Raw genomic sequence first — 18,405 nt, 5'->3', positions numbered from 1 at the left:
AAAAAATAAAATGATGTAAGCATGAGAATTAGAGTGGAAAAGTTATTTTTCACTGAATCAAAGAGCCTCAAACAAAACTAAACATCGGTTTTGTTTGAGGCTCTTTATGTTATATTATTGACCGGTTAGCTGTTCGAGGGCTTTTTTAGGAATCTCTTTTTCAGGGATTTCTTCCCAACTGAGTACGCCTTTTCTCGGATTTATTTTTAATTTTAAATACGCATTAATTCGTAGAGGGTTAGCTCTAATTTCTCTCAGTATTTGAATATCTTTTTCCCCTTTTTTATTAAAAACGGCTTGTTTATAGTCGTATTCCGTGTATTTTTCACCATTTGAAAATATGCCCGTTTTTATTTCGGTTGGTTCACCGACTCGAGTATAGAAATCTTTGCCGCCGAAGTAGTAATTATAACCAAACAAAATACCTGCTGTTAAAAGTACGAATGGCAAAATCAAAAGCAATAGTTTTTTCAATATCATCACCTCTTAAATATAGTATGCCTTTTTTTTAATACAGATGCCATTGAAATAACTTAAAATAATGTGACAGTTTTGTTAGAAGGAACATTTGTTAGAGTTCATAAAATCGTCAAGTTATAGTTATACTTTTTTTAGAAACTCATGATACAATATAGAAAAGAATAGGGGGAAGAGAAAATGATGCCTTTTTATGCAGTATTCGATCCAACATACATTTTAGTAATTGCGGGGTTGTTGATTTCATTAGCAGCATCTGCTTATGTAAATAGCACCTTTAAAAAATATGACAAAATTCAAAGTCGCAACAATGTGACAGGGACAAAAGCAGCCCAATATATATTGGAAAAAGAACAGATCAACAACGTTGGCGTTCAGCAAATTGCTGGTGATTTGACTGATAATTATAATTCTGGCAATAAGATGCTGAGTTTATCAGAAGCAACAGCGCAGTCGACATCCGTTGCAGCTATTGGCGTTGCTGCACATGAGTGTGGACATGCAGTTCAAGATCATACTGGATATAGCCCTTTAAAAATTAGAGCGGCGATCGTTCCTGTCGCTAATTTTGGCTCTGCGTTGTCATTTCCGATTATTTTAGTCGGTGTGCTACTTAGCTGGAACCAAACATTGATCAATATTGGCATATTAGCTTTTTCATTGGCGTTGCTGTTCCAATTAGTGACTCTACCAGTGGAGTTCAATGCGTCACGGAGAGCATTGAAAATTTTGTCAGACGGCAATATTTTGACAGAAGAAGAAGTACCGATGGCCAGAAAAGTTTTATTTGCAGCAGCGTTGACGTATGTCGCAGCAGCTTTGGCTACATTTTTACAATTACTTCGTTTAATTATTTTATTTGGTGGCAATAATCGCCGGGATTAAAAACCTTGAGCTTTTGTTTTATTACCTCAATTTTTAAGAGTATGGTATCATAAGATTAGATAATATGAGGAGGCTGAAAAGAATGAAAACATCTACAAAAATTAGTATTGGTTTAAGTATTGCTGCGGTGGCAAGCGTTTCAGTAGCAGTCATTGCGTCTGAGAAAATCGTTAAAAAGGTTTATCATGTATCAAATCGTTTTAAAGCGAAAAAATTCGTAAATGATAAATTTGGCGGTAATGAAAAATTACTTGGAATTGTTGATGATTTATCTGATGACGAGCTTGATTCTATGATGAACGTTTTAGGTAAAGTCAAAGATGGCAGAAAAAAAATCTCCTCTTATGGGGAATCTTTGAAAGACAATACTGAAAATTTAAAAGATCGTTTAGCTAGTTTTGTTGAAGAAATGATGTAAAATGTAGTCCTTACTATGAATATTCGACTTTTAAGGGGCTAAGACATAACTCGAAGAGTTGTGTCTTAGCCCCTTTTTTTATTTCGTGATCAGTAAATAACAAAATACAAGATCGTCCATCCGTTTTAAGGAGAGACCGGTTTGTTCGTAAAATTTCTCCAAACGATAATGAAGTGTATTGCGGTGCATGTATAAATCTTTAGCCGCTGAGCTAATATTTCCCTGATTACGCCAAAGAGAAAGGATGATCTTTTGTATTTCATTTGTTAAAATGAGCTGTTTGCCAAATGTTTGAATGATCAAACTTTTTTCCATAGCATCTTTTGTAAAATAATGTAAGGCAACATCTGTTAGCGAAAAAGTTGATTTACCACGAAGAGTATCTGCCTCTGTTTTAAAAATCTGCTGCTCTTCTTGAAAGAGTTTATATAAAAGTTCATTAACAGGAAAAAAACTGCCAACAAAAACGACTGTGGAAGAATCAAAATCTGCATCCAATGTCAAAAAAATACTTTCCAACTCTTCTAATGCATAATGATTTTTGCTATAGCGCTCGATTAAAGCGCCATCATTTTCGCTGATAAAAAAGAAGTCGCAGAGCTCTGGGAAAATTTCCTTGATGCTATTTTCCCATTCTGTTTGTAAAAATTCCTTTGGTTTTTTGAGTTGAAACTGCAGGATACGGAATGTTCCTTCAATGTCGATAGCTGCTTGATTGAACAAGTAATCAAACCAAGGATGTTTGTTTTGATTGATAGGATATTTTTTCTCAGGGAATAGTTGTTGTAACAAACGAATTTCAGTTTCTTTTAATGAGTCTTTTGCAATAATAAAATAACTTCCAGCGATCGGCAATGAAAGAGCGTTATTGCCTGCTTTTGTTTGTTGGACTTTTCCAGTAGGATATAATTTGATTAATTCTTCAATAGTCATAGACACACCTCACTTGTTTATTGTACCATGAATAAGACAAAAGGATAAAGAACGAGAGGCGGAAATCGCTTGAATGAAAAGATGAGTAATCTAACTATAGAAGAAAAAGAAGCGTTTATGCTGGAGGCTGTTAACGAAGCTAAAAAAGCTGAAGCAATCAAAGAAGTGCCGATTGGGGCAATCGTTGTTTTAGACGGGAAAATTATTGGCCGCGGACACAACCTCAGGGAGCAAAGCCAAGATGCAACAGCACACGCTGAAATGTTTGCGATCAAACAAGCCTGTGCGACTATTGAAAATTGGCGTTTAGAAAGAGCGCAATTGTTTGTCACATTAGAGCCATGCCCGATGTGTAGTGGTGCGATGATCCTGTCTAGAGTCAATGAGGTTTATTATGGAGCGAAAGATCCAAAAGGCGGCACAGCTGGAACACTGATGAATTTATTGAAAGATGAGCGTTTCAATCACGTAGCATATGTAGAATCTGGCATTTTGGAACAGGAATGCGGTACGTTGCTCTCAAATTTCTTCCGAAAACTTCGGGATGAGAAGAAAGTTTTAAAAAAACAAAAGAAAGACTAGCCAAGTGGCAAAAAATGCGGTATACTAAATCTTGCCGAAAGGCTAGGACAATGGTGGGCTTACGAAGCGTGTCAGATCCGGAAGGAAGCAGCACTAAGTAGGTGCCGCCATGTGTCTGAATTGAATAACTGAGTTGCCAAGGCTGCTAGGCCTTTTTATTTTGCTTAAAATAGCAAAAGAGATAGAAAAAGTATTTAGATTTAGGCTGTAATATGAATTTGTAGAAACATGAGAGTAGACATTGAAAAAAATTCGTGTATCATAAAGATATGGATACTCACATAGGATTACTAACCCATATCAAGGTGTTTAAAGAAAAGCCGTATGCTATAACGGGAATGTTAATTTGGGAAAATGATATCTGTATTAATTGTGTAATCAGAAATAAACCATTTGCCAAGTACGTTTTATCGTTACCGATGCACCAATATGAAATCGAGGTAAAAGGAAACTATAATAGTAGAGGTCAATTTGACGTAAAACACATGCGCATCGTTAACATAGATAGCTATATTGCTTTGATTGGGACACCTGAATAAGGTTGAGAGCAGAAGTAACTCTAAAGGAGCTGCTTCTGCTCCAACTGTTTATCAGGCTTTATATTTGAAAACTATTTATTTGTATACAAACACGAATGAAAGCGTTCATACGTTTGATTGAATAGGTAATAGAACAAGGTTACTAAAATTTTTCATTTTACTCAAAAATCATTATTGAAGAAAGTAGGGGAAAATCAGGTGCTAAAATTGATTGCGGAAGATTATATTAAAGTGGAATACATTTCAAAAGTAATGCCTTTATATAAAGAATTAGTAGAAAAAACTAAAAATGAACCACAATGTATCGCATACGATTTATTCATTGATCAAACGGATCCTGGTCATTTTATTTTCATTGAAGAATGGCCAGATGAGGAGGCTTTGAACAACCATGTTGAATCAGAGCACTTTAAAAGATTAGTACCACAAATCAATCAATTTATTCGAGAAGAAAACACATTTTTGCGAATGAAGCCCTTTTTAAGCGATGTCTAAAGATTATTTTTTTGAACATATAAAAAATCGGCATAACAATCATGGATGTAGTGATTGTTGTGCCGATTTTTAAGTTGGTACCGTAACATCGACGTTTATTTTAAGTTAATTGTTTTCTCTCCAAGTTCTTTTCCGGCCATCCCTTGATTTGCTTTTAAAATAACAGGAGTTTCGGTATCATCTAAGTCATAAGAGATGATGGCTTTTGCTGTACCACCGGGTTTGATATCATCCAGTTGATGTTCTGTGTATTCCGTAAATTTTTCATCTTGCGGTGTCATCCCAACGTTTAATTTATTGATGGTATCTTGAGCCTCTTGCGTCAAGCCCATACAAGCAATCCAAACAGTAGAAGCAGAAATTGGCTCCTGGCTATCGTTTGTGACTTCGTAAGTAATTGCTAGTTGAGGTTTTTCTCTAAATAGGCTTTCATCGGCGGGTAACACTTCGGTAGAAAGGATCTTGAGTGTCGCCATATCAATTTTCAACGTGTCATCTTTAAAGTAAACATCTTCAGATTTTTTTTTTGATGTTGCGGTACTATCCGCTTTTTTACTATCTGCCGAATTACTGTTGTCGCTACAAGCAGCTAATGTTAAGCCACATACCGTTAATAAACCTAAACTTAGTAGTATTTTTTTCATCAATAGTTCCTCGCTTTATAAAATAATAGTTATAGAAGACCCAAGCTAAATAGCAGCTAAATTGTTTTATCAGGGTTACTTGTCTATATACTACCTTGTATCTCACTAAATAACAAGATGACATTTGTTGTTTCAGATAATTTTGTTGAAAAAAGCCTGTTTTATTTTTTCCTCGCATTGAGGTGGTCCAAATGAGCAAAATATTCAGTGATTTGGAGTTAAACTGGCTAGCAAACGTTGTGGGATTTCACTTCTGAAACCCTAGTTGAAAGTGTAACTAATGGACAAAATTTTGTCACCAGTTATTTGCTATTATAAGCGGAATTAAAAAAAGATTCTTCCAATCTAGTTCCATTAACGGAGATGGAAGAGTATGATCCATAATTGGCTGAAATTATTAAAAAAACAGCGGGTATTTGGAGTAAAGAAGCAGAAGCGTATGTGTTAAAGACGTTCAATAAAATCTAAAATAAAAAAGGAAAGCCCGTCGTAAAAATACGAGTCTTTCCTTTTTTTATGTGGAATTAGAAACTACGACCGCCACCGCCAAATGTTCCGCCACCAGTGGAATGAGTACTGCTGCCACCGCCAGAGCCTCCACCACCACTAGAATTATTCCTAGGAATGCGGCGAGTCGTAACAAATGAATTAACTAAAACATCATTTCGCCGAGTTAAATTGAGGCTAGATTTTTCCCTAAATGGGTATTTATAGGTGCCAAATTTTAACTGGTATTTCGAAATACTTACAGCAAAGAAAATCCCGCTTAACACGATTGCCGCTACAAAAGCAATAACGATTTCAGTTGTAGTCAGGGATTTGTAGCGTGTAATTTTTCCAGTTTCAGTATCAACTCGATAGTGCCCACCAGAGACACCTTGATCAAAGTAATAGCTAGTTTTTTCTAGAAAAATTTGAGTCGCTTGAAAGTAATTTCCAGCGATCATACTAGGTTCGATAGCATCCAAGCTTTGCTCAATTCTTTTATCAGTCAAATAATCAATCATATTTCCAGAAGTAGAAATAATAAATTTTCTTTGAGCCATATCCAGATAAAATGTAATGCCATTTTCATTTTTTCCGATGCGGTCCAGCATGTAATAATCTGCAAATCTGGCGGAGTCCATATCGTTATCTGTATTTGTCACGATAAAAACACGTGCTTTCGTTTTTGCTTCGATGGGTGCGATTGTCTCTTTGAGTTGAGCGACTTCTTCCAAAGTGAATAGTGAGGCTTGATCATCAATCGAATCTTGTGCTGCCTGCACATTTACCGTGAAGCCAAAGAGTAGAAAAAGAATAGCCAAAAAACTAAAACTGATTTTTCTCATATGAACCAGCCTCCAATCAGAAAAATAGCTAAGATTGCGGCAAAAATACCAAACGTAAATAAGCCTAAACGTTTATAACTCACAGGTAAAATACCACTAACTTTTCCAGTTTGGCCATTCATGGCATAGTAGTACACTTTTTTAGATTGTTCATGGCTTCGATAGGTCACCACCCAAATCGGTAGTAACATATAGTGATTTTCTTCACTGTCCAAAGAAATATCTGTTCGTAATTTTGTTAATGTGGTATAACCAGAAGCTGTGTCGCGTAATAAGGATTCAGAGTAGTCTTTTAACTCACCTTGAATGGCTTTTTGGATCGCCTCATATTCAATATCACGTTTTTCAGCTTGAAATCCTGCTAAATATTGGCTCTTAAAAGAAACGGCTTTATCTAATAAAAAGGGCTGAACTGCTTCAACCATTTTCTGTTGGACGTTTTTAGAAAGGGCATTTTTGATCAATTCTTTAAATGAAATTTTTCCTTGTCGTTCAACATCGAATTGTTTTGTTTCAGTATATTCAAGGTCACCAATTCGCCATACACGAATCGTTGTCCCCATCCCATGCATTTGACCATCGATTTCAGCATCTACGACCCAATAAGGGAAATAAACACCGGTCATTTTATCAATCTGTTCTTTATTGAAAAAGTCTTTTGGGATAAACCATTTTTTCTTGGTCCAAGCTAAAAACTTTTCGACAGCCTCCTCTTTTTCGATTGCAAAAGGTAAAACCTTTTCAGGGAGGAAATGGCCACTCAAGCGTCCTGATAAAACTACTGGATTGTGACAATAATAACAATAAGTAGCGGCTGTTGTTGCTTCAGTGACAATCTGGGCACCACAGCTTGGGCAATCGAATAATTCCATGGCGCCTTCTAAATTATCCTCAGACATAGTGTCAGTTCCGCTAGCTTCTTTAAAGGCAGCTGTTTCTTCAGGAGTCATGTCATCAACTTGTGATTCAGCTGAAAAGGTTAGTTCTGGCTCAGATGTTTGAGCAGAGTCAGCTTCTAAATGTGCTTCTCTTTGTGCTTTTTCATAAGTGGTGACTTCATCTTCTGTATAGATACTTAAACAGTATTCACAGTGGAATTTTTGATCTTTAGGATCAAATAACAGCGGACCACCGCAGTTTGGACATTTGTGTGTAAATGTATCTGTCATGATCGTTCCTTTCTTTGAGTAGAGAATTAAAATTATCGATGAGTGCTTCTTTAGTGTTTCGGTTTTACAATAATAGATGGAAAAAGGGCAAGACACGGTCGCCCAGCCCTAATCCCTTTGGATTATAAAGGAATTCCTTGGAAAGGTTTGCCACAATGTGGACAGAATTTTGGAATTCCATTTGACAAATCAACGATTTCACTGCATTCGCTGCATTTCATTTCTAATTTTGGTTTTTCATTTGTTGGTTTAGGTGTTCCGCAATTTGAACAGAATTTACCGCTGTTTTCAGTTCCGCACTGCGGACAAGTCCAGGTATCAGTTGCCCCTTGAGCATTTTGTTGATTTTGTTTTTCTTGCATTTGTTGCTGATTCGTTTGAGAGGCTTGAGCAAAATAATTGCCACTAGTGTTCATGCCCATACCAACGCCCATAAAGCCGTTCATTGCACCGCCCTCATTATTTCCAGCAGCTTCCATACCGCGTGCCATCGATCCTTGGACATACCCTTCACGAATACTAGCGTCACTAAGCATAGCACCTTGATTGCGCATATTGATTAATTTAGTAGAATCATCAGTATAAGAGATGCTAGCGACAGCCACAGAGACGATTTCCATACCGCGTAATTCACGCCATTCATCATCTAATGCTTGTCCCATATACTTACTTAATTCTAGGCTTTTAGACGGAACATAAGAGATACGTTCGCCATCTGCCGACATTTTATTGATTACAGATTGTAAAGCACTTAAGAATTCTGCTAAATATTGTTCGTTGATATCATTGATATCGACTTGAGATTTATTTCTAGGGATTGCATTTGAAAAGAATAACAATGGATCCGTGATTTTGATTGAATAGTTACCATGAGCCCGCAAAAATAGTTCTGCATTGTAAAAATTATCAAAATAATTGATCGGCGATGACGTCCCAAATTTGATTCCCTTGATTTCTTGTAAATTGATATAAAAAACTTGCTGTTTTTGCGGTGTTACGCCGCCAAATTTGAAGCGGTCAAATGTTTCAGAAATTGCATCTTTTAATGATCCGTTAAATGCAGAAGGCGCGGAATCATTTTTAACTGTGTAGTAGCCTTCTTCAGCTGTATAGTCAATGATTTTGCCACCATCAACTAGAATCATCATCATATTTGGGTAGACATGGATAACAGAACCATCAGTTAAAACATCCTGAGTTCCTTTACGATTTGAGCCGCGTTTGTCATTCTTGCGAACAAAAACCCCTTTTGTCATAACGGTTGTGTCGCCCATATTGTCTGGTTCGATAACTTCGAGCCATTGGTCGGCTAATCCACCGCCGATTGTACTTGTTGCTGCTTTAATAATGCCCATTTGAATTCCTCCTAAAATTAAAAGCATAGCAGGGATGTTAAGTTCTGACAGAAAATTTGAAATAGCCTGCATAGCTAGATAAAAAAGTAGTTAGTAACAACAGTATACCATAGGTCGGTGTCAGAAAAATACTGTTAGAGATCGATTATAGAATGAAAAAAGGATCAACTAAAACGGACAAGTTAATGTTTATTTTTTTGCTAAAGCTAACATTTTTCTACCGTGGATTCTAAATGATAAGGTATAATGAAGAAAATACATTTAAACAAGAACTTGGGGGATTGGAAAGTGGAACGAAAAGACAAGAGAAAATCGAATAAGCCGCTGATTTTAATTGTGAGTGGCGTTGTAGTAGTTGGGGCCCTAACAGGTGGATACTTTGCTTATAGTGCATGGCAGAAGTCACAGGAGTTAAATAAAGCAGAAAAATCTGCAAAAACTTTTTTAAACTATCTATCGAAGCAATCATTTGATCAGTTTCCTGATTTATTAAGTGAATCATCTATAAAGCAAAGCGGCTATGACAAAGCTGCGGTTGTGGAGAAATACCAAACTGTTTTTTCTGGTATTCAAGCCCAAGGGATCAAAAGTAAAGATATCAAAGTGACGCAAGAAAATAATGGGCAGTTTAGCTTTACTTATAAAGTTGAAATGACAACTCCTTTAGGAAAACTAAAAGATTTATCTTATAAAACAATCATAAAAAAAGAAGCTGGAACGTACAAAATCGATTGGGCACCTAGCTTGATTTTCCCAGGAATGTCTGGGCAAGATAAAATCTCAATAGGGGTAGATTCAGCCATTAGAGGAGACATTGTTGATCGTAATGGTGAAGGCTTAGCTGTCAATCAAGCCTTTGATCAAGTTGGGGTAGTGCCTGGAAAACTTGGTGAAGGCGAAGAAAAAACCAATAATGTCAAAGCTTTCAGCGACCAATTTAAAATTCCAGTAAACGAAATTGAACAACAACTCAAACAAGCTTGGGTAAAACCAGATTCTTTTGTTCCGTTGACCATCTCGTTTGATCCGATAACTACCTTACCGACAGGTGCCGCTTCTCAAGATACAATCGTTCGATACTATCCTCTCAAAGAAGCTGCTGCACAACTTGTCGGCTATGTGGGTACGATTACTGCAGAGGATATTGAGAAAAATCCAGACCTAAGCAGTTCTGGTATTATTGGAAAAGTCGGAATGGAGCAAACCTTTGACAAACAATTAAGAGGTCATGATGGCGGAAACATCACAATCACTGACGAAAATGGCAATGCCAAAAGTGTGCTGCAAAAGGTAGATAAAAAAGATGGAGAAAAAATCCAACTAACGATCGATAAAAACGTACAGTCACAATCGTATAACATTTTCAATAATCGCCCAGGTAGCGCAGTCATTATGGACCCTCGTCAAGGAGATGTATTGGCGGCCGCTAGTTCACCTTCTTTTGATCCAAACAAGATGGCAAATGGGATTTCTCAAACAGATTATGATGTCTATGCTAATGATGGAAATCTACCCTTTACGGCAAGGTTTGCAACAGGCTATGCCCCAGGTTCTACCTTTAAAACAATTACGGGTGGCATTGGTTTAGATGCTGGTACTTTAAAACCAGACGAAGAGATCGCAATCAACGGCTTAAAATGGCAAAAAGACGCATCATGGGGCGATTATTTTGTAACACGGGTGAAAGAAGCTAGTCCAGTCAATTTGCGTACTGCATTAGTAAATTCCGATAATATCTACTTTGCGGAACAAACACTGCGCATGGGAGAAGATACCTTTAGGAAAGGCTTAGACAAATTTATTTTTGGTGAAAAATTAGACCTGGCGATTCCAATGAATCCAGCGCAAATTTCTAATGAAGATAAATTTAATTCAGAAATTTTGCTTGCTGATACAGGCTATGGCCAAGGGCAGTTATTGGTAGCGCCAATCCAACAAGCAGCAATGTATACCGTTTTTCAAAATGAGGGTAAACTCGTTTATCCAAAAATCGAGCTAAGCAAAGAAACGAAAACAAAGGAAAATGTTATCAGTTCAAATGCTGCTAATACGATCGTGACAGACCTGCTTGGCAGCGTAGAAGATGAAAGTGGTTATGTGCATAATATGTACAATCCAGATTTTTCATTAGCTGCAAAAACAGGAACTGCCGAAATCAAGGATAAACAAGATACTGTGGGAAAAGAAAATAGTTTCCTTTTAGCGATGGATCGAAGTAATAATAAATTCTCAGCCATGATCATGGTGGAAGATTCTAGAAAAAATGATACAGCAACAAATATCAGTAAACCATTGATCGATTATTTGGAGGCAAATACTAAGTAAAAGTTAAAACTGTGGCAAAGCGCAACGGGCGTTTTTGCCCCTCTTTGTTTTGAATGACTCGTTTTTTTACGAACGAATAAAAATATGCTACAATTAACCAACTACATGATGAAAGAAAGGGATTTTTTGTGCGGATTTTAGCAATTGATACTTCTAATCAAACATTGACAGTCGCTGTTTGTGAAGAGAAGAAAATAATAGGACAATATACAATCACTGTAAAGAGAAATCATAGCTTAACCCTGATGTCAGCCATCACACAATTGGTCAAAGATGTTGGATTAACTCCCAAAGATATTGACCGCATCGTAGTGGCTCAAGGCCCAGGCTCTTATACAGGATTAAGAATAGGAGTCACAACGGCAAAAACACTTGCCTATACCTTAAATAAAGAATTAGTCGGTGTCTCCAGCTTGAAGACACTAGCGGCAAACTGCACTGGTATCTCTGGGCTTATCGTGCCCTTGTTTGATGCTCGAAGAAACAACGTTTATACTGGAGCTTACGAATATAACGAAGGTGTGTTGACTAGCGTTATTGCGGATCAACATATTGCTTTTGAAGAGTGGCTTTTGCAGTTGAAAGAATTTAATCAGGTTTATTTCGTTGGGGAGGATGTCGAAAAATTTCGTTTACAAATCACATCTATCTTGCCGAATGCTAAAATCTGTACCATTGCTCAATGGCAGATTCCAAATGCTGCAGTGCTTGCAGAGCTTGGCCGGGTGAGTGAACCAGTAAACGATATCCATCAGTTTTTGCCTAATTATTTAAAACGAGTAGAAGCAGAAGAAAACTGGCTGAAAGATCATACACCTGAGGTAGAAAATTATGTTGAAAAAATTTAATCTTTTTCATAGTATTCTAGGTCTCTTCTTTAAAAATCGTCCGTATGATGAGCAAACTGTTATGCTTGCTGGTCAGGAATATTTTGTACGGGCAATTAAGTTGGATGATATCAAAGACTTACTTTCAATCGAACGCGAGGTCTACGCAGGAGAACTCCCTTGGACTAAGACAGCCTTTTTAGTCGAGCTTCAATCTGCTGAACCACATTTGTATTTACTGATTCAAAAAGACGGACAAACGATTGGATTTATTGGCTGTCGCATATTTGGTCAAGATGCCCACATTACCAATGTTGCTGTTTTGACTAAGTATCAAGGGAAAGGGCTGGGGAGTTTTTTGATTAGAGAAGTTCAGCGATTTGCTAAACTCAATCAGTGTGAGATGATTTCTTTAGAAGTTAGAATCAGTAACAAAAATGCACAGCGTGTCTATCGACAACTTGGCTTTGTATCTAATACGATCAAGCCTGATTATTATACGGAAAATAAAGAAGATGCGCTAGAGATGATTTTATATTTAAAAGAAGAGTGAAGCGATGTATTATTCAAAAGAAAATTTACCAGCAGAACAACCTGCGGAAAATCTTTGGTCGGTCAGTGAACAATCTTATAATCATGGCTCACCTTGGTCGCAAAAGCAATTTAGTATTGACCTAGCGCAAAAAACGAGTGATTATCTTGTCTTGATTCAAGAAAATCAATGGATCGGTTTTGTCAGCTATCATTTGGTTTTAGATGAAGTCGAAATTACCCACGTTGTGATTCATAAAGAATTTCAACAAAAAGGATATGGCGGTCAATTGTTCGATCACTTGCTCCAACGATTTGTCGAGCAAGAAGTTTGTCAAGTCTTTTTAGAAGTGCGTGAGTCTAATTTAAAGGCACAAAAACTATATGAAAAAAAAGGATTCAAAACAATCAATCATCGGAAAAATTATTACAGTCATCCTAAAGAAGACGGGATCGTTATGTGTTTAACAGTTAAGGAAGTGAATCAATGACTTTTTTTAATAAAGAAAGAAAATTACTATTGGCTATTGAAAGTAGTTGTGACGAAACAAGCGTTGCAGTGATTGAAGATGGCGCTAAAATTTTATCCAATATCGTGGCTTCTCAAGTGAAAAGTCATAAACGTTTTGGCGGCGTCGTACCAGAAGTTGCTAGTCGTCATCATGTGGAAGAAATCACGTTATGTATTGAAGATGCTTTAGTTGAAGCTGGTGTAGAACCCAGTGATTTGAGTGGCGTTGGGGTTACGTATGGACCTGGTTTGGTCGGTGCTTTATTGATCGGAATTTCTGCCGCCAAAGCATTTGCTTGGGCGCATGATTTGCCTTTGATTCCAGTCAATCATATGGCTGGACACATTTATGCGGCGCACTTTGTGAAACCTCTGCAGTTTCCATTGATGGCCTTATTAGTCAGCGGTGGTCATACGGAATTAGTTTACATGAAAGAAACAGGTTCATTTGAAATCATCGGTGAAACGAGAGATGATGCAGCAGGTGAAGCGTATGATAAAGTCGGTAGGGTTTTAGGCTTAACTTATCCAAGCGGCAAAGAAATCGATGAGCTAGCGCATCTTGGACAAGACACGTATCATTTTCCTCGGGCAATGATCAAAGAAGACAATTATGATTTTAGTTTTAGTGGCTTGAAAAGTTCGTTTATCAATACGGTTCATAATGCTGAACAGCGTGATGAAGAGTTGATAGTAAACGATTTGGCTGCAAGTTTTCAAGCGAGTGTGATTGATGTTTTAGTTGATAAAACGATTCGGGCTTGTAAAGAATATCCAGTCAAACAATTAGTGATGGCAGGTGGTGTTGCAGCCAATATGGGCTTGCGTGATCGGTTGGGCAAAGAAGTGACCGAAAAACTCCCAGGAGTCAGGTTTATTGTTCCGCCGCTTAGACTATGCGGAGATAACGCAGCAATGATCGGAGCCGCAGCATTTGTTGAAGCTGAAAAAGGACATTTTGCAGATTATCACTTAAACGCGGAGCCTGGTTTATCCTTTATGACGATCTAAACGTAAAAATCAATAGACAAGACTAGGCATAAAGAAAAATATTTGCTATAATGAATCCAGTTTAATAATGATTCATAGAAAAAGAAAGTACTTCATTACCTATTATCTAAGCGATTTCGGGCAGGTGAAAGCCGAAAATAATCAAATGAAGGAAGCGCACTTTGGAGAATCTGCCTAAGCAGACGGCAATCTACCGTTAACAGATTAAGTGGGTTCGTCTTGATAAAAGTGCGAACAATTAGAGTGGTACCGCGGGAAAATCTCGTCTCTGGTGTTTTTTAACACTAGGGACTTTTTGCTGTTCATCACTGCGACTGGCTTCGTCTGAGCAGATGATGAACAGTACTTGGCGACCAACGGGAGAGAAGTTTCAATACTAGTGAATCACCAATCGCCTTAGGCTAACAAATCAATAGTACACTTTCTCAACAACAAGCTAAAAGCCAATGAATAATTATCGACTAACAAGTTCCTATTAAACAATAACACTCAACCATTAGGAGGATATCTATGAACAACAAAGAAATCGTAGCAAAAGCCATTTTCGAAGTGGTAAAAGAGGACCTATCTTTAGAAACCGTTACACAATTATTGGAAAATCCTAAATCTGTCGATCACGGCGATGTAGCTTTTCCAGCCTTCTCATTAGCTAAAGTATACCGTAAAGCGCCACAGCAAATCGCCGCTGATTTAGCTGAAAAAATCGCTGGAACTGACTTTGAAAAAATCGAAGTAGTTGGGCCTTACTTGAACTTTTTCATGAATAAAAAAATGGTCAGTCAAGCAGTGATTGGTCAAATTGCTAAAGAAAAAGGGCATTATGGCGATAGCTCCATTGGCGGAAAAGGCAATGTCCCAATCGATATGTCTTCACCTAATATTGCAAAACCAATTTCAATGGGGCATCTACGTTCAACGGTAATTGGGAATTCTATTGCTTTTATCCTTGAAAAAATTGGTTACACACCGATCCGCATCAACCATTTAGGTGATTGGGGCACACAGTTTGGTAAATTGATTGTGGGCTATAAAAAATGGGGTTCAGAAGAAGCCGTTAAAACGGCACCAATTACTGAATTATTACGTTTATACGTACAATTTCATGAAGAAGCCGAAACACAACCTGAATTGGAAGAAGAAGCTCGTGCTTGGTTTAAAAAACTAGAAGAAGGCGACGTAGAAGCAACTGAATTATGGCAATGGTTCCGTACAGAATCATTAAAAGAATTCGATAAAATCTATTCCATGTTGGAAGTTTCATTTGATTCATACAATGGAGAAGCGTTCTACAACGATAAAATGGATGAAATCGTAACAATGCTAGAAGAAAAACATTTACTGCAAGAAAATCAAGGGGCTGAAATCGTCGATTTATCTGCATATGAGCTAAATCCTGCCTTGATCAAAAAATCAGATGGTGCCACTCTTTATATCACACGTGATTTAGCGGCTGCTGTTTATCGTAAACGTAACTATGATTTCGCAAAATCAATCTATGTTGTCGGTAATGAACAAAGTAACCACTTCAAACAATTAAAAGCTGTTTTAAATGAACTTGGATTTGATTGGTCGAAAGACATGCACCATGTTCCGTTTGGTTTGATCACACAAGGTGGTAAAAAACTATCGACACGTAAAGGAAAAATTGTTTTACTTGAAGAGGTACTGAATGAAGCCGTTGAATTAGCTAATAATCAAATTATGGAAAAAAATCCTGATTTACCAGATCGTGAAGAAGTCGCAAGACAAGTTGGGATCGGCTCTGTTATTTTCCATGATCTTAAAAATGATCGGTTGAATAATTTTGATTTCGTGTTGGAAGAAGTTGTGCGTTTTGAAGGAGAGACAGGCCCGTATGTTCAATATACGCACGCTCGTGCGATGAGTATTTTAAGAAAAGCAAACTTTACCATCGATGAAACAAAAGAGTATGCGCTAGATGATAAAGAAAGTTGGGAAGTCGTTAAATTATTACAAAAATTCCCAGATATTGTCTTGCAAGCAGCAGAAAAATATGAGCCTTCTGTGATTGCAAAACATGCGATCCAAGTTGCCCAAGCCTTCAATAAATACTATGCTCATGTTAAGATCTTAGCAGAAGATGAGCAAAAAGAATCACGTTTAGCTTTAGTTTATGCAATGGCAACAATTATTAAAGAAGATTTACGTCTGTTAGGTTTACATGCACCAAATGAAATGTAATGAAGAAATTTGAAGTTGATCTGGAAAATGCCTGATTTTTAGACAGTGACGTGATTTTCGCAACTCGTTTTTACTTCGACGATTTATTCAAATGGTGGAGCTGGGCCTGAAATGATGAACCTATATTTGAAGGGAAAAATATGGCAGTCCAGTCATTCAATTTTAAAGGATCAGACAAAACGACTTGTACGTTTTGTCTGATCCTCTTTTGATCAATTCCATTATTGGGCTTGATTTAGCCAAGTTTGTTGCATCTGGTCTAAAAGATCGATTACGTCCTTTGTTAAAAAGAGTGAACGATTCGTTCTGTTACCTTCAATCATTTCAATCATATTCGTAATTTCATAATTTAGTGCTTGAGTACTGCTGCCAGAAACAATTGTTTCTGCGGTGCCATCATTGAAAAAGATCTTTGCTTCATCCGCTCGTGGATAATCGTTGATTACAATATAAGCATCCTCGAAGGCGACGATACCTTGCTTTGGCATTTTTGCTTGGAAGCTTAAAGAAACAGTGGCTATTTCTTGTGCTTGATTTTGCAGAATACTTGCAGACTGTTCATCCACACCCGTTGAAAATGGCTGCATAACAGAAGCAATCACTTGTGGCTGAGAGGTAAAGAACCAGCGGGCAAAAGATACTGCGTAAGTCCCGATATCTAACAGAGCACCGCCTGCTAAATCAGGATTGAAAAAGCGGTTCAGTGGATCAGGCTCTTTATAACTACCAAAAGGAGCCTGAATCATTTTTAGCTTGCCAAAACGCTTCGTATCGATTTGACTGCGTAATTCTTGGTATAGTGGCATATTAAAAATCGTCATCGCTTCAGCTAAAATCAATTTTTTTTCCTCAGCTAATTTCATTGCTTCAGCCAGTTCGTCACTATTCATCGTAATGGCTTTTTCACAAAGAACGTGCTTTCCTGCTGACAATGCTTTTAAAATATGGTCGATATGCTGCCGATTAGGTACGGCAACGTAAATAATATCGATTGTTTTATCAGCTAATAATGCTTCAAACGAACCATAAGCTGATTGGATACCATGTTTCGTTGCAAAGGCTTCGGCCTTAGCCAATGTTCTGGAGGCAACAGCTGAGATCTTGCTGTTTTCTTGTTGGAAACTTTCAACAAAACTAGTGGCGATTTCCCCAAGTCCGATAATACCCCAATTGTAATTCTTCATAATTAATCCTCCTTATAATAAAAGCGTAGTGATAGCCTACGCAGCTAGATGTTTTAACTTGTATATTTCTATTATACATGAGAAGTGCAAAATGGTGGTTTATTTTAGACACAAGCAAGTAATTGTCTGATTTTTATGGGAATCAGCTGAATGTTTCTTAAAAATAAAGAAATAAGTGATCCAAAGAGATGCAATTTTTTGATATTTTCAGTAAAATGGGGAAAAGGGGGCAAATGACATGCACCAAATGTATATAGATATTCTTATCGATGCAATTATAGAACAATTTGAAACAGAAGAAAAATTTTATACCGAGTATCTCCAAACGTCAAAAGAAAACTGGGAAAACTGGAAAAAAGGCAGAATTAATTTGACCAGCGAAGAAATGCAAAAAATAAAAAACTTGTTTTCTGATTATGAATGGATGTTAACACAAAAGATATTACGTCAAACAATCCTATTTCCAGAAAAAAGAAATATTGCCGTTTCAGAGTATAAACGCCTAAAAACGTTGATCGCAAAAAAATGGCTGCAATCTGGATCTGGCATCGCAGAACTGATCCCTTCAAAAGGGAATCACGAAGAAATGGAACAAGCATTTATTGATTTAAAAGTAACGGTTTCTTATGATGAATGGGGCTTTGATGATATTGTGACGTTTCGATTGCCTGCGACATTACAAGGTCAATTAGAAGGCTCAAAAGTAGAACTACTTGATTGGGTAAATGAAAATTTGATGGGTACTTACGTTGGTGAATAAGTAAGTAAGGGAGTTTTTTTGTGAAACAGATTTTAGGAATCTTATCCGTCATTATAGTGTTGGGTGCTGTGATTTTTGTTTTTTTTGGCCATGCTACGCCAAAAGAAAAAACCAAAAACACAAGTGAAGAGACAAAAGAGACTAGTTTGGCAGTTCCATCAACTACGTCTGAAAAACAAACGAATACATCGACAACTATGACTACAACAGCTGTTGATTGATTGTG

The 18,405-nt window shown here is 37.2% G+C and carries 20 protein-coding genes, 1 other RNA gene and 1 other annotated feature; of the genes, 14 read left to right on the top strand and 7 right to left on the bottom strand.

The window, feature by feature from the left end; translation table 11 throughout:
- Positions 1–114: 114 nt before the first annotated feature.
- Positions 115–474, bottom strand: a complete 360-nt coding sequence (locus RV15_RS09785) for a YxeA family protein (protein WP_071877870.1) — start codon at positions 472–474, stop codon at positions 115–117.
- 183 nt (positions 475–657) lie between these two features.
- Between RV15_RS09785 and RV15_RS09780 the strand changes: the two genes are divergently transcribed.
- A complete protein-coding gene (locus RV15_RS09780) occupies positions 658–1,362 on the top strand; it encodes a zinc metallopeptidase (RefSeq protein WP_071877869.1) in 705 nt (234 codons plus the stop codon).
- An 82-nt stretch (positions 1,363–1,444) separates the two neighbouring features.
- Complete coding sequence (locus RV15_RS09775; protein ID WP_071877868.1) at positions 1,445–1,780, top strand: hypothetical protein; 336 nt, start codon at positions 1,445–1,447, stop codon at positions 1,778–1,780.
- 78 nt (positions 1,781–1,858) lie between these two features.
- On the opposite strand, the gene RV15_RS09770 is transcribed toward RV15_RS09775, so the two are convergent.
- Entirely contained in the window at positions 1,859–2,713 is an 855-nt protein-coding gene (locus RV15_RS09770) for a helix-turn-helix domain-containing protein (RefSeq protein ID WP_071877867.1), read from the bottom strand.
- A gap of 81 nt (positions 2,714–2,794) precedes the next feature.
- Here RV15_RS09770 and tadA point away from each other — a divergent pair, with 81 nt between their 5' ends.
- The 4 genes from tadA to RV15_RS09750 all read left to right on the top strand — a co-directional run bounded on the left by tadA (position 2,795) and on the right by RV15_RS09750 (position 4,329).
- A complete protein-coding gene (gene tadA / locus RV15_RS09765; RefSeq protein ID WP_071877893.1) occupies positions 2,795–3,295 on the top strand; it encodes a tRNA adenosine(34) deaminase TadA in 501 nt (166 codons plus the stop codon).
- 40 nt (positions 3,296–3,335) lie between these two features.
- Positions 3,336–3,420: signal recognition particle sRNA small type (ffs, locus tag RV15_RS09760), an RNA gene on the top strand.
- 129 nt (positions 3,421–3,549) lie between these two features.
- Positions 3,550–3,834: a hypothetical protein gene (locus RV15_RS09755; protein WP_245791321.1), complete on the top strand. Its 285-nt coding sequence runs from the start codon at positions 3,550–3,552 to the stop codon at positions 3,832–3,834.
- Between the two features lie 198 nt (positions 3,835–4,032).
- The gene (locus tag RV15_RS09750; RefSeq protein ID WP_071877866.1) at positions 4,033–4,329 is read left to right on the top strand and encodes a putative quinol monooxygenase; all 297 of its coding nucleotides are present in this window, start codon (positions 4,033–4,035) and stop codon (positions 4,327–4,329) included.
- A gap of 95 nt (positions 4,330–4,424) precedes the next feature.
- On the opposite strand, the gene RV15_RS09745 is transcribed toward RV15_RS09750, so the two are convergent.
- From RV15_RS09745 to RV15_RS09730, 4 genes are all read right to left on the bottom strand, one after another.
- Complete coding sequence (locus RV15_RS09745; protein ID WP_071877865.1) at positions 4,425–4,973, bottom strand: DUF5067 domain-containing protein; 549 nt, start codon at positions 4,971–4,973, stop codon at positions 4,425–4,427.
- Between the two features lie 524 nt (positions 4,974–5,497).
- Entirely contained in the window at positions 5,498–6,304 is an 807-nt protein-coding gene (locus RV15_RS09740) for a TPM domain-containing protein (RefSeq protein ID WP_071877864.1), read from the bottom strand.
- Positions 6,301–7,473, bottom strand: a complete 1,173-nt coding sequence (locus RV15_RS09735) for a TFIIB-type zinc ribbon-containing protein (protein WP_071877863.1) — start codon at positions 7,471–7,473, stop codon at positions 6,301–6,303. The genes RV15_RS09740 and RV15_RS09735 overlap by 4 nt, the downstream gene beginning before the upstream one ends.
- 122 nt (positions 7,474–7,595) lie before the next feature.
- On the bottom strand, positions 7,596–8,828 hold the full coding sequence (locus tag RV15_RS09730) for an SPFH domain-containing protein (RefSeq protein WP_071877862.1): 1,233 nt from the start codon (positions 8,826–8,828) through the stop codon (positions 7,596–7,598).
- 288 nt (positions 8,829–9,116) lie between these two features.
- On the opposite strand from RV15_RS09730, the gene pbp4 reads away from it, so the two are divergent.
- The 6 genes from pbp4 to argS all read left to right on the top strand — a co-directional run bounded on the left by pbp4 (position 9,117) and on the right by argS (position 16,235).
- Entirely contained in the window at positions 9,117–11,153 is a 2,037-nt protein-coding gene (pbp4, locus tag RV15_RS09725) for a penicillin-binding protein PBP4(5) (protein ID WP_071877861.1), read from the top strand.
- A gap of 128 nt (positions 11,154–11,281) precedes the next feature.
- On the top strand, positions 11,282–12,001 hold the full coding sequence (gene tsaB, locus RV15_RS09720; protein WP_071877860.1) for a tRNA (adenosine(37)-N6)-threonylcarbamoyltransferase complex dimerization subunit type 1 TsaB: 720 nt from the start codon (positions 11,282–11,284) through the stop codon (positions 11,999–12,001).
- Positions 11,985–12,533 (top strand): ribosomal protein S18-alanine N-acetyltransferase, encoded by a 549-nt coding sequence (gene rimI / locus RV15_RS09715; protein WP_071877859.1) that lies wholly within the window; start codon positions 11,985–11,987, stop codon positions 12,531–12,533. Before tsaB ends, rimI (RV15_RS09715) begins: the two co-directional genes overlap by 17 nt.
- 4 nt (positions 12,534–12,537) lie before the next feature.
- On the top strand, positions 12,538–13,002 hold the full coding sequence (gene rimI, locus RV15_RS09710; protein WP_071877858.1) for a ribosomal protein S18-alanine N-acetyltransferase: 465 nt from the start codon (positions 12,538–12,540) through the stop codon (positions 13,000–13,002).
- Complete coding sequence (gene tsaD, locus RV15_RS09705) at positions 12,999–14,033, top strand: tRNA (adenosine(37)-N6)-threonylcarbamoyltransferase complex transferase subunit TsaD (RefSeq protein WP_071877857.1); 1,035 nt, start codon at positions 12,999–13,001, stop codon at positions 14,031–14,033. Before rimI (RV15_RS09710) ends, tsaD begins: the two co-directional genes overlap by 4 nt.
- Before the next feature lie 66 nt (positions 14,034–14,099).
- Positions 14,100–14,306, top strand: a binding site (T-box leader).
- A gap of 237 nt (positions 14,307–14,543) precedes the next feature.
- The gene (gene argS, locus RV15_RS09700; protein ID WP_071877856.1) at positions 14,544–16,235 is read left to right on the top strand and encodes an arginine--tRNA ligase; all 1,692 of its coding nucleotides are present in this window, start codon (positions 14,544–14,546) and stop codon (positions 16,233–16,235) included.
- Positions 16,236–16,456: 221 nt separating this feature from the next.
- Here argS and RV15_RS09695 read toward each other — a convergent pair whose 3' ends face one another.
- Entirely contained in the window at positions 16,457–17,419 is a 963-nt protein-coding gene (locus RV15_RS09695) for a Gfo/Idh/MocA family protein (RefSeq protein ID WP_071877855.1), read from the bottom strand.
- A gap of 238 nt (positions 17,420–17,657) precedes the next feature.
- Between RV15_RS09695 and RV15_RS09690 the strand changes: the two genes are divergently transcribed.
- A complete protein-coding gene (locus tag RV15_RS09690) occupies positions 17,658–18,179 on the top strand; it encodes a hypothetical protein (protein ID WP_071877854.1) in 522 nt (173 codons plus the stop codon).
- Between the two features lie 20 nt (positions 18,180–18,199).
- On the top strand, positions 18,200–18,400 hold the full coding sequence (locus RV15_RS09685; protein WP_071877853.1) for a hypothetical protein: 201 nt from the start codon (positions 18,200–18,202) through the stop codon (positions 18,398–18,400).
- Positions 18,401–18,405 lie beyond the last annotated feature (5 nt).

Origin of the sequence: Enterococcus silesiacus, from assembly GCF_001886225.1 — a bacterium.
GTDB classification, from domain to species: Bacteria; Bacillota; Bacilli; order Lactobacillales; family Enterococcaceae; genus Enterococcus_L; species Enterococcus_L silesiacus.
Note: the sequence above shows the minus strand (reverse complement) of the source record. Positions and strands in the feature narration are given on the sequence as shown.